At 63.6% G+C, this 12531-nt stretch carries 7 protein-coding genes; 4 read left to right on the top strand and 3 right to left on the bottom strand.

The genetic code is table 11. The features are described 5' to 3' along the window. Nucleotides 1-372 precede the first annotated feature (372 nt). The gene (locus FVF58_RS01395; RefSeq protein ID WP_095418901.1) at nt 373-945 is read left to right on the top strand and encodes a phasin family protein; all 573 of its coding nucleotides are present in this window, start codon (nt 373-375) and stop codon (nt 943-945) included. Between the two features lie 290 nt (nt 946-1235). Here the strand turns inward: FVF58_RS01395 and lpdA are convergent, their stop codons facing one another. From lpdA to aceE, 3 genes are all read right to left on the bottom strand, one after another. Beyond that, nucleotides 1236-3008, bottom strand: a complete 1773-nt coding sequence (gene lpdA / locus FVF58_RS01390) for a dihydrolipoyl dehydrogenase (RefSeq protein WP_149668158.1) — start codon at nt 3006-3008, stop codon at nt 1236-1238. Nucleotides 3009-3149: 141 nt separating this feature from the next. Continuing rightward, complete coding sequence (gene aceF, locus FVF58_RS01385) at nt 3150-4802, bottom strand: dihydrolipoyllysine-residue acetyltransferase (protein WP_149668157.1); 1653 nt, start codon at nt 4800-4802, stop codon at nt 3150-3152. Between the two features lie 86 nt (nt 4803-4888). Further along, nucleotides 4889-7585, bottom strand: a complete 2697-nt coding sequence (gene aceE / locus FVF58_RS01380) for a pyruvate dehydrogenase (acetyl-transferring), homodimeric type (RefSeq protein ID WP_149668156.1) — start codon at nt 7583-7585, stop codon at nt 4889-4891. Between the two features lie 275 nt (nt 7586-7860). Here aceE and fixL point away from each other — a divergent pair, with 275 nt between their 5' ends. The 3 genes from fixL to folD all read left to right on the top strand — a co-directional run bounded on the left by fixL (nt 7861) and on the right by folD (nt 12356). After that, on the top strand, nt 7861-10377 hold the full coding sequence (fixL, locus tag FVF58_RS01375) for an oxygen sensor histidine kinase FixL (protein ID WP_149668155.1): 2517 nt from the start codon (nt 7861-7863) through the stop codon (nt 10375-10377). After that, nucleotides 10374-11018 carry an oxygen response regulator transcription factor FixJ gene (gene fixJ, locus FVF58_RS01370; RefSeq protein ID WP_042322743.1) on the top strand — a complete coding sequence of 215 codons (645 nt, stop codon included), beginning with the start codon at nt 10374-10376 and terminating at the stop codon, nt 11016-11018. The genes fixL and fixJ overlap by 4 nt, the downstream gene beginning before the upstream one ends. 474 nt (nt 11019-11492) lie before the next feature. Continuing rightward, nucleotides 11493-12356, top strand: a complete 864-nt coding sequence (gene folD, locus FVF58_RS01365) for a bifunctional methylenetetrahydrofolate dehydrogenase/methenyltetrahydrofolate cyclohydrolase FolD (protein WP_149668154.1) — start codon at nt 11493-11495, stop codon at nt 12354-12356. Nucleotides 12357-12531 lie beyond the last annotated feature (175 nt).

The raw sequence follows: 12531 nt of genomic DNA, 5'->3' as shown, positions 1-12531 counted from the left end.
ACACGGAACCTGCAAATGCGCGGATTATTTCAAGATGCAAGACGTTACCACCGGACGCTCGCGCATTCCTGCGGAAAATTAGCTGCAAAGTGGCCAACAGTAGCCCCTTTTCTGCCGCACCAGCACGGTGCGGCAGACGAATCGGCCGCTGTCATCTGAATGTCATGCTTACTGCATAAGGTACTGTTTTATCAGCAATTTCTTAACATTGTGCGACGCACAAAAAATACTTGACATTCGTTGCGCGCATCTTAAAATGGGAACCATTGCTGCGATGCACAATACATCGCGGTCCGGGGAGACGACCTAACCCGTCTCGCCACCCACCCAATGCGGTCCGCACAGACAGACCGCTATCCAGGAGCGTAAACCATGACTCTGCTGACCCCTGAGCAATTCGCCGCAGCCCAGAAAGCCAACTTCGAAACGCTGTTCGGCCTGACGACCAAAGCATTTGAAGGCGTCGAAAAGCTGGTTGAACTGAACCTGCAAGTCGTGAAATCGACCCTCGCGGAAAGCCAGGAAAATGCCCAACGCGCTTTGTCGGTGAAGGACGCGCAAGAATTGCTGGCGCTGCAGGCAAGCCTCGCGCAGCCGGTGGCTGAAAAGGCGCTGTCGTATGGCCGCCACGTGTATGAAATCGTCTCGGCCACGCAAGGTGAATTCACTCGCGTCGCTGAAGCCCAGTTCGAAGAACAAAACCGCAAGGTTCAATCGCTCGTCGAAAACGTCGCGAAGAACGCGCCGGCCGGTTCGGAAACCGCAGTTGCCGTGATGAAGTCGGCGATCACCGCCGCCAACACCACGTACGAAACGGTCCACAAGGCAACCAAGCAAGCCGTCGAGATCGCTGAAAGCAACTTCAATGCAGCCGCTACGGCCGCATCGAAGGCAGCTTCGCAAGCCGCCGCGCAAGCATCGCGCTCGGCCAAGAAGGCAGTCTAAGCTTCAGCCTTCGCTTTGACGCAGCACCCCACGCCGGCCCAGCGCACCCGCTGGGCCGGCGTTATCGCAAGCAACAGCGTCGTGCCGTTGCCGCTCACACGGTTTGATTGGCCGAACGCTCCGATACGTTGAACAACGTATCGTTTGCCCGGCGTAAGGCCGGGATTTTTTTGCCGATCGTCTGCTTGTTCTGCCCTGTCCGGGGTCAAAAAAACGGCGCGCCCTTCACAGGACGCGCCGTTTTTTTTCGCGGGGCCCGCCCGCAAGCGGACGGCCCCCAACGAGCAGCGTTACTTCTTCTTTTGCGGCGGCAGGTCGGTACAGACGCCTTCATACAGCTCGGCGGCCATTCCGATCGATTCGCCGAGCGTCGGATGCGGATGAATCGTCTTGCCGATATCCGTTGCATCTGCACCCATTTCGATCGCGAGACAGACTTCGCTGATCAGGTCGCCCGCGTTCAGACCAACGATCCCCCCGCCGATCACGCGATGCGTTTCCTCGTCGAACAGCAGCTTCGTAAAGCCTTCGTCGCGGCCGTTGGCGATCGCGCGGCCCGAAGCGGCCCACGGGAACACCGCCTTGCCGTACTTGACGCCCTCGGCCTTCAACTGGTCTTCAGTCTTGCCGGCCCACGCCACTTCCGGATCGGTGTAAGCCACCGACGGAATCTGCAGCGCGTCGAAGTACGCCTTTTCGCCATGCGCGGCTTCCGCGGCGACGTGGCCTTCGTGCACCGCCTTGTGCGCGAGCATCGGCTGACCGACGATATCGCCGATCGCGAAGATGTGCGGCACGTTGGTGCGCATCTGCTTGTCGACGTCGATGAAGCCACGATCCGTCACCGCGACGCCGGCCTTGTCCGCGCCGATCCTCTTGCCGTTCGGCGTACGGCCGACAGCGACCAGCACGAGGTCATAGCGCTGCGCTTCGGCCGGCGCCTGCTCGCCTTCGAACGACACGTAGATGCCATCGTCCTTCGCTTCGGCCGCGGTGGTCTTGGTCTTCAGCATGACGTTTGCGAAACGCTTGCTGTTGTACTTGTCCCAGACCTTGACCAGATCGCGGTCCGCGCCGGCCATCAGGACGTCGAGCATTTCGACCACGTCGATCTTCGCGCCGAGCGTCGCGTACACCGTCGCCATTTCCAGGCCGATGATGCCGCCGCCGACCACCAGCATGCGCTGCGGAATCTGCCGCAGTTCGAGCGCGCCGGTCGAATCGACCACGCGCGGATCTTCCGGAATGAACGGCAGCTTCACCGCTTCCGAGCCCGCGGCGATGATCGCCTGCTTGAACTTGACGACCTTCTTGCCGCCTTCGGTCTGCACTTCCATGTGATGCGGATCGACGAACGCGCCGGTGCCCGTCACCACTTCGACCTTGCGCATCTTGGCCATGCCCGCGAGACCGCCCGTCAGCTTCTTGACGACGCCCGACTTGAAATCGCGCAGCTTGTCGAGATCGATCTGCGGCTTCCCGAACGTGATGCCGTGCGCGCTGAGTTCTTCGGCTTCGTCGATCACGAGCGCGGTGTGCAGCAGCGCCTTCGACGGAATACAGCCGACGTTCAGACACACGCCGCCGAGCGTCGGATAACGCTCGACCAGCACCGTCTTCATGCCGAGGTCGGCCGAGCGGAACGCGGCCGAATAGCCGCCCGGGCCCGAACCGAGCACGAGCATGTCGCACTCGATGTCCGCACTGCCGGAGAAACTACCGGCTTGCGGAGCGGGCGCCGCGGCCTTGGGCGCGGCAGGAGCGGCAGCTGGCGCCGGCGCTTTTTCGGCTTCTTTCGGCGCTTCCTTCGCGGGCGCCGCTTCACCGGACGTTTCGACGAGCGCGACCACCGTGCCCTGCGAAACCTTGTCACCGGTCTTGATGCGGACTTCCTTGACGGTGCCGGCGACATCGCTCGGCACTTCCATGGAAGCCTTATCGGACTCGAGCGTCAACAGCGACTGTTCTTTTTCGATCGCATCGCCCGGCTTGATGTTGACTTCGATGACATCGACGTCCTTGAAGTCACCGATGTCCGGCACTTTTACTTCGACGAGACTCATGGTGTCCCCTTCTCTTATTGATCGGTGATGAGCCGCGCGCGCATGGCGCGCTGCGCAAACAGAGGGACGCGGATGAGCCAGGCAAACTGCTTGAGCAATCTGCCCGGGCAACCGCGCCCCGGCAACAACCTCACCAACCGATCAAAGAATCACACGCCGGAAATCGGCAAGAATCGCACTCAGGTAGGCATTGAAGCGCGCCGCTTCCGCCCCGTCGATCACGCGATGGTCATACGACAGCGACAGCGGCAGCGTGAGGCGCGGCACGAACTGCTTGCCGTCCCACACCGGCTTCATCGCTCCACGCGACAGACCGAGAATCGCGACTTCAGGCGCGTTGATGATCGGCGTGAAATTCGTGCCGCCGATCCCGCCCAGCGACGAAATCGAGAAGCAGCCGCCTTGCATCTGATCCGGCTTCAGCTTGCCATCGCGCGCGGCCTTCGACAGATCGGTCATTTCCTTCGCGATCTCGACGAGACCCTTCTTGTCCGCGTCGCGAATCACCGGAACCACCAGACCGTTCGGCGTATCGGCTGCAAAACCCACGTGGTAGTACTGCTTGAACACGAGGTTGTCGCCGTCGAGGCTTGCGTTGAAGGTCGGGAATTTCTTCAGGGCCGACACCACGGCCTTGATCACGAACGCCAGCATCGTGATCTTCACGCCGGCCTTTTCGTTTTCCTTGTTCAACTGCACGCGCAGCGCTTCGAGTTCGGTGATGTCCGCTTCGTCGTTATTCGTGACGTGCGGGATCATGACCCAGTTGCGATGCAGATTCGCGCCCGAAATCTTCTTGATGCGCGACAACGGCTTCGGATCGATCGGACCGAACTTCGTGAAGTCGATCTTCGGCCATGGCAGCAGATTCAGCTCGCCGCCACCCGCTGCGGGTGCTGCCGCACCTGCGGGCGCAGCACGCTGGCCAGTCATCACGCCCTTGATGAAGGCGGTCACGTCGGCTTGCGTAATACGGCCCTTCGGACCCGTGCCCTGCACTTGCGTGACGTCGACGCCGAGTTCGCGCGCGAACTTGCGCACCGACGGCGACGCATGGCTCGCGCGACGTGTGCCGCCCTCGCCTGCCGGAATCAGCGGCGCTTGCGCGAGCGCTGACGGAGCCGCCGGTGCGGGCGACGGCGTCGCCGGCGCGTCGGACGGCTTTTCGGCCGGTGCCTGCTTCGCGGCAGGTGCGGGCGCCGCAGCCGCGCCGCCTTCGGCTTCCACCACGACGATCACCGAACCTTCCGAGACCGTATCGCCGACCTTGACCTTCACTTCCTTGACGACGCCGGCGGCCGAGCTCGGCACGTCCATGGTCGCCTTGTCGGATTCGAGCGTCACCAGCGACTGCTCTTTCTCGACGCGATCGCCGACCTTCACCGCGACTTCGATCACGGGAATGTCTTTGTAGTCGCCGATATCCGGCACCTTGACTTCCTGCAGGCCGCCGCTCGCCGCGGGCGCGGCAGCCGGAGCCGGCGCGGGGGCCGGTGCGGCAGCGGGCGCAGGCGCCGGTGCGGCGGCAGGCGCGGCAGCGGCCGCACCGCCCGCAGCGCCATCCAGCACGACGATCAGCGAACCTTCCGACACGTTGTCGCCGACCTTGACCTTTACTTCCTTGACGACGCCGGCGGCCGAGCTCGGCACGTCCATGGTCGCCTTGTCGGACTCCAGCGTGACGAGCGATTGCTCTTTCTCGACGGTGTCACCCGCCTTCACCAGCACCTCGATCACAGGGATGTCCTTGTAATCGCCGATGTCCGGCACCTTGACTTCGATCGCTTGACTCATTGTTAGTGTCTCCTGGGCCGCGCCCGCGCCCGGCCTCTGTCGATCAGAGGCGGGCGCGCGCGCCGTGGCACACGGGGAATGATGCCTTAGACGGTCATCGGGTTGGGTTTGGCGGGATCAAGGTTGTATTTCTTGAGCGCCTCGGCGACGACCTTGCGTTCGATCGTGCCCTCGTCTGCCAATGCATTCAACGCGGCAACCGTGACCCAGTAGCGGTCGACTTCGAAGAAGTGACGCAGCTTCTCGCGCGTGTCCGAACGGCCATAGCCGTCCGTGCCCAGCACGACGAACTTCTGCGGCACGAACGCGCGGATCTGCTCGGTCAGCGCGCGCACGTAGTCGGTCGATGCGATGACCGGACCTTGTGCGTCCTTCAGCAGCTTCTCGACGTGCGAGAGCTTCTTTTCTTCGGTCGGGTGCAGCAGGTTCCAGCGCTGCACTTCGTGACCTTCGCGCGCGAGTTCGGTGAAGCTCGGCACGCTCCACAGGTCGGCGGCGACGCCCCAGTCGTTCTTCAGCAGGTCGGCCGCGGCGATCACTTCGTTGAAGATCGTGCCCGCGCCCATCAGCTGAACGCGCGGCGCCTTCTTGTCCGCCTCGGCCTTGCGGAACGCGTACATGCCCTTGATGATGTCGGCCGCTACGGCATCGCCCTGCGGAATCGCCGGGTGCTCGTAGTTTTCGTTCATCACCGTGATGTAGTAGTACACGTCTTCCTGGTCAGCCACCATGCGGCGCAGACCGTCCTGCATGATGACCGCGAGTTCGTAGCCGAACGTCGGGTCGTAGCTGATGCAGTTCGGCACCGAAGCGGCCCACAGCAGCGAGTGGCCGTCTTCGTGTTGCAGACCTTCGCCGTTCAGCGTCGTGCGGCCAGCGGTGCCGCCCAGCAGGAAGCCGCGCGAGCGCATGTCGCCCGCCGCCCATGCGAGGTCGCCGATACGCTGGAAGCCGAACATCGAGTAGAAGATGTAGAACGGGATCATGATCTCGCCGTGCGTCGAGTACGACGTCGCGGCTGCGATCCAGTCGGCCATGCCGCCGGCTTCGTTGATGCCTTCCTGCAGGATCTGACCGGTTTCCGACTCACGGTAGAACATCAGCTGGTCGGAATCTTCCGGCACGTACTTCTGGCCTTCCTGATTCCAGATACCGATCTGGCGGAACAGGCCTTCCATGCCGAAGGTACGCGACTCGTCCGGCACGATCGGCACGACGCGCTTGCCGAGCGCCTTGTCCTTCAGCAGGATGTTCAGGATCCGCACGAACGCCATCGTCGTGGAGATCTCGCGGCCTTCGCCCGTGCCCTTCAACAGCGGCTCGAATGCCGAGAGTTCCGGCACCGGCAGCGATTCCGCCTTCTGGCGACGCGCCGGCAGATAGCCGCCGAGGTCCTGGCGGCGGGCGCGCATGTACTCCAGTTCCTTCGAACCTTCTTCGAACTTGAGGTACGGCACGTTGACGAGATCTTCGTCGGCGATCGGCAGACGGAACTGATCGCGGAATTTCTTCAGCTGCTCCACCTGCATCTTCTTCTGCTGGTGGGTGATGTTCATCGCCTGGCCGGCTTCGCCCATCCCGTAGCCCTTGATCGTCTTCGCGAGAATGACGGTCGGCTGGCCCTTCGAATTCGACGCTTCCTGGAACGCTGCGTAGATCTTGTGCGGATCGTGGCCGCCGCGGTTCAGATTCCAGATGTCGTCGTCGGACCATTCGGCGACCAGCGCCTTCAGCTCCGGGCTATTGAAGAAGTGCTCGCGCACATAGGCGCCGGACTCCGACTTGTACGTCTGGTATTCGCCATCGACGACTTCCATCATGCGGCGCATCAGCGCGCCCGACTTGTCGCGCTGGAACAGCGCATCCCAGCGGCTGCCCCAGATGACCTTGATCACGTTCCAGCCCGCGCCGCGGAATTCGCTTTCGAGCTCCTGGATGATCTTGCCGTTGCCGCGCACCGGGCCGTCGAGACGCTGCAGGTTGCAGTTGATCACGAACACCAGGTTGTCGAGGCGTTCGCGGCCGGCCATGCCGATCGCGCCGAGCGATTCCGGCTCGTCCGTTTCGCCGTCGCCGAGGAAGGCCCAGACCTTGCGGCCGTCGGTCTTCGCGACGCCGCGCGCCTGCATGTACTTCATGAAGCGCGCCTGGTAGATCGCCATGATCGGGCCGAGGCCCATCGACACGGTCGGGAACTGCCAGAAGTCCGGCATCAGCCACGGGTGCGGGTACGACGAAATGCCCTCGCCGCCTACTTCCTGACGGAAATTGTCGAGCTGGTTTTCAGTCAGACGGCCGAGCAGGAACGCGCGCGAGTAGACGCCCGGCGACGAGTGGCCCTGCACGAACACGAGATCGCCCCCGTGTTCGGCCGACGGCGCATGCCAAAAATGGTTGTAGCCGACGTCGTACAGCGTGGCCGCCGAAGCGAACGACGCGATGTGGCCGCCGACGTTGGTTTCCTTGCCGGCGCGCAGCACCATCGCGATGGCGTTCCAGCGGGTGTACGAGCGGATGCGGTGTTCGAGGTCCTGATCGCCGGGGATCTTCGCCTGGCGCGCGACCGGAATCGTGTTGATGTACGGAGTGTTGGCCGAGAACGGCAGATGTTCGCCATGCACGCGCGCGAACTCGATCTGTTTCTCGATCAGGTAATGGGCACGGTCTGGGCCCACAGCAGAAATCACGCCATCCAGCGCTTCAAGCCATTCGCCGGTTTCCTGGGGATCGTCGTCTTTTTCGGCGGCGACATATTTCATGACTTCGTCGGGTACAGCGGACATGCTCGTCTCCTGGATGTAGAGGAACGCACTTTGGACAGACGGCGCGGACGAGGCACGACCGCGGCAGCTTCGGCCGATTGTAATAAGGGTCCCGACGTCCACGCAACAAAATTTTCAAATTACGAGATCGATTCTCATAATGCGGAAAATTGCTGCAGCGCAACCTGATTTGACTGCCGTTCGACGGATACGTCGGCTAGTTTGCGCCGATTAACGCGACTTTCCGTGCTTTTTTGCGCGTTTTGTAAGGGACGCGCTGCGCTACAATGCCACGCATGTTGACCGAACGGCTTTTCACTCGCTCGGCGCGCACCGCCGGTTCGCCGGCGGATTCGACGCCGTCCTCCCGCTGGCACCATGGACCATGGTGGTCGAATTCCTATTTGCTGACGCCGCTCCTGTCGATCCTGGTGTTCCTGGTCGTCATGAGCCTGATCCTGTGGAGTCTGAACCGGCGCGAACAGCAGCAGCAGGAAGACACGCTTTATCGCAATGTCGCGTGGGCGCAGCAGCAGATCCGTCTGTCCATGACGGGCGCGCAGGAGCAGATCCAGGCGCTCGCGCGCGATCTGGCTACCGGCCACGCCGATCCGCATTCGTTCCAGGTGTCCACCACGGACATCATGCAGGGGCATCCCGAGATCCTCTACATGAACTGGTACACGAGCGCGCAACAGCCGCGCTGGCCCAACACCGCGCTGCCCGTGTTCGGCCAGCGGCTCGCGCGGCCGAACGACGCGCAGATGGACGAAGCCGTCAAGGCCGCCTTCGCCGAGGCGCGCAACACGCGCCGCCAGGTGTACTCGCCGCTGATCTACGACGACCTCGGCAACGGCTACATCACACTGCAAACGCCGGTATTCCGCGACCGCGAATTTCTCGGCTCGATCGCCGCGGTGTTCTCGGTGGAAGGCATCCTGAAGCGCGACATTCCGCCTGAGCTGTCGGCCAAGTACAAGATCTCGATCATCGACGTGAACAACCGCGAGTTGACCACCACGTCGACCCGCCCGCGCCTGCCGCGCGACATGTTCTACGATCTGCCGCTCGATCCGCCCGGCCAGGGCATCTCGGTGCGCGTGTACGCGTTCCCGCAGATGACCAACTTCACCAACAACACCCTGGTGTGGCTGGTGGCCGGCCTGTCGTGTTTCGTGCTGTGGAGCCTTTGGAGTTTGTGGAAACACACGCGCCAGCGCTTCGAAGCGCAACAGGCGCTGTACGCGGAAGCGTTCTTCCGCCGCGCGATGGAAAATTCGGTGCTGATCGGCATGCGCGTGCTCGACATGCACGGCCGCATCACCCACGTGAACCCGGCGTTCTGCCGCATGACCGGCTGGGACGAGAGCGATCTGGTCGGCAAGAACGCGCCGTTCGCGTACTGGCCGCGCGACGCCTACCCCGAGATGCAGCGCCAACTCGACATGACGCTGCGCGGCAAGGCGCCGTCGTCGGGCTTCGAATTGCGGGTGCGCCGCAAGGACGGGTCACTGTTCCACGCGCGCCTTTACGTGTCGCCGCTGATCGACAGCTCGGGGCGCCAGACCGGCTGGATGTCGTCGATGACCGACATCACCGAGCCCAAACGCGCACGCGAGGAACTCGCCGCCGCCCACGAGCGCTTCACCACCGTGCTCGAAAGCCTCGACGCCGCGGTGTCCGTGCTGGCCGCCGACGAAGCCGAGCTGCTGTTCGCCAACCGCTACTACCGGCATCTGTTCGGCATTCGCCCGGACGGCCATCTGGAATTGGCCGGCGGCGGGTTCGATAGCGCACAGGCATCGTCCGATTCGATCGATATGGTGGATACCTATGCCGGACTGCCCGCCGCCGCGTTGACGGAAAGCACCGCCGACGCGCAGGAAATCTACGTGCAAAGCATCCAGAAATGGTTCGAGGTGCGCCGCCAGTACATCCAGTGGGTGGACGGCCACCTCGCGCAGATGCAGATCGCGACCGACATCACCACCCGCAAGCGCGCCCAGGAACTGGCGCGCCAGCAGGACGAAAAGCTGCAGTTCACCAGCCGCCTGATGACTATGGGCGAAATGGCCTCGTCGCTCGCGCACGAACTCAATCAGCCGCTCGCCGCGATCAACAACTATTGCTCCGGAACCGTCGCACTGGTTAAATCCGGTCGGACCACACCCGACAATCTGCTCCCCGTGCTCGAAAAGACCGCGCAGCAGGCGGTGCGCGCCGGCATGATCATCAAGCGCATCCGCGAGTTCGTGAAGCGCAGCGAGCCCAAGCGGCAAGCCACGCGCGTCGCCGACATCGTCGCGGACGCGGTGGGTCTGGCCGAGATCGAGGCGAGGAAGCGCCGCATTCGCATCGTCACCGATCTGCGCTCGCGCCTGCCGGTGATCTACGTCGACCCGGTGCTGATCGAGCAGGTGCTGGTCAACCTGCTGAAGAACGGCGCCGAAGCGATGGCCGAAGCGCGCCCGAACGCGGTCGATCCGGTGATCCGCGTGGTCGTGCGGCTGGAGAGCGGATTTGTCTGCATCAGCGTCGTCGACCAGGGTCCGGGCGTCGACGAAGCGACAGCCGAGCGGCTGTTCGAACCGTTTTACAGCACCAAGTCCGATGGTATGGGCATGGGGCTGAACATTTGCCGTTCGATTATCGAATCGCACCGTGGCCGTCTGTGGGTGGTGAACAACGTCGAGTCCGACGGCCACATCACGGGCGCCACGTTCCATTGCAGTCTGCCTATTGGAGAGCCTGACGGCCCGAGCAACGGCGGGTCAGAGGCGCCGACACCACAAACCGTTACGGGAGAGCTATGAACAGCCCAGTCACCACACAGGAAACTGTCTTTGTCGTCGACGACGACGAGGCCGTGCGAGATTCGCTGCGCTGGCTGCTGGAGGCGAACGGCTACCGCGTGCAATGCTTCTCCAGCGCCGAGCAGTTCATCGACGCATGGCAGCCGCATCAGCACCCGGGCCAGATCGCATGCCTGATTCTCGATGTGCGGATGTCCGGCATGAGCGGGCTCGAGTTGCAGGAACGCCTGATCGCCGACAACGCATCGCTGCCGATCATCTTCGTGACGGGCCACGGCGACGTGCCGATGGCGGTGTCGACGATGAAAAAAGGCGCGATGGACTTCATCGAGAAGCCGTTCGACGAAGCCGAGCTGCGCAAGCTGGTCGAGCGCATGCTCGACAAGGCGCGCAGCGAGAGCACCAGCGTGCAGCAGCAACGCGCCGCCGCCGAGCGTCTGGGCAAGCTGACCGCACGTGAGCATCAGGTGCTCGAGCGCATCATCGCGGGCCGCCTGAACAAGCAGATCGCCGACGACCTCGGCATCAGCATCAAGACGGTCGAAGCGCATCGCGCGAACATCATGGAAAAGCTCAACGTCAACACGGTCGCCGATCTGCTACGACTCGCGCTGTCGAACAAGCCGCAAGCGGCGCAATAAAAAGCGCCGGGCGGCATTCCCCGCTACGAGTTATCGAGTGATCCACGGCCGGACTGCGCATGAGTCCGGCCCGTGACGGCTCTGCGCCGGCGCCGCTCGGCGCGCCTCGTTTGCCGCGCCGATCTGTAACGCGTGGTGGCCGGCCTCTTACGTGCTTTCTGCCTGTTTCCCAGTCTGCGTCGAGACCCTCTTCAGGACCCGCTTCCCGCCGTTCGGCGTGGGACTGTGGGCACGCCACGCAAGGCCCGCGTAGCCCGCGTGCTGGCACTCGACTCGTTCGCGCAACCGGGATTCCACACGCGGCGCGCCAGGCTGCGCCGGTATAATGTCGGACTTTGCAGTTGCGCCTATCTCCGATTCGCGCCGCGCGCTTTTCACGCTCCGACCCATTCCCGCTGAAAAACGCCGTCGCGCGTGGCCCGCCGCCGCGCCCGCGCCCTGCCCCGCTTTCCAAACTCCCCATCTCGACCGACCATGACTGCCAAACTGATCGACGGCCTAGCCCTCTCCAAGACCCTGCGTGCCGACGTCGCCGCGCACGCCGCCGCCCTCACCGCCCGCGGCCATCAGCCGGGCCTCGCCGTGGTGCTGGTCGGCGACAATCCGGCCAGCGAAGTCTATGTGCGCAACAAGGTCAAGGCGTGTCACGACAACGGCCTCGGCTCGTCGTTCGACCGCTACCCGGCCGACCTGCCGGAAGCCGACCTGCTCGCGCGCATCGACGAACTGAACCGCGATCCGCGCATCCACGGCATTCTGGTGCAACTGCCGCTGCCCAAGCACATCGACAGCCACAAGGTGCTCGAAGCGATCGCGCCGGAGAAGGACGTCGACGGCTTCCACGTCGCCAATGCCGGCGCGCTGATGACCGGTCGGCCGCTGTTCCGCCCGTGCACGCCGTACGGCGTGATGAAGATGCTCGCCGCTTATGAGATTGCGCTGCAAGGCGCGAACGCGGTGGTGATCGGCCGCTCGAACATCGTCGGCAAGCCGATGGCGCTGCTGCTGCTCGAAGCGGGCGCGACCGTGACGATCTGCCACAGCAAGACGCGCGATCTGGCGGCCCACACGCGCAATGCCGACGTGGTGGTCGCGGCCACCGGCCTGCGCAACATCCTCACCGCGGACATGGTGAAGCCGGGCGCGGCGGTGATCGACGTCGGCATGAATCGCGACGAAGCCGGCAAGCTGTGCGGCGACGTCGACTTCGCGGGCGTCAAGGAAGTGGCCGGTTACATCACACCGGTGCCGGGCGGCGTCGGCCCGATGACCATCACGATGCTGCTCGTCAATACGATCGAAGCCGCCGAGCGCGAAGCGGACGCCGCGCAAGCGTGATGGAGTGAGCGCAGGCGACGGCAACAGCGGCTTGAGGCTGCACGAAGGCGGCGTTGTTGCCGTGGCCGTTTCCTTCCTGAAAGAGCGTGCCAAAGCCCGCTCGTCCCTATCGCTGACAGAAAAAGCAAACACCGCCGCCCCACGGCGGTATGCCGGCACGCCGCACATCAGCAGC

Origin of the sequence: Paraburkholderia panacisoli (genome assembly GCF_008369935.1) — a bacterium.
Classification (GTDB): Bacteria; Pseudomonadota; Gammaproteobacteria; order Burkholderiales; family Burkholderiaceae; genus Paraburkholderia; species Paraburkholderia panacisoli.
This window is presented reverse-complemented; position numbering and strand designations above follow the sequence as displayed.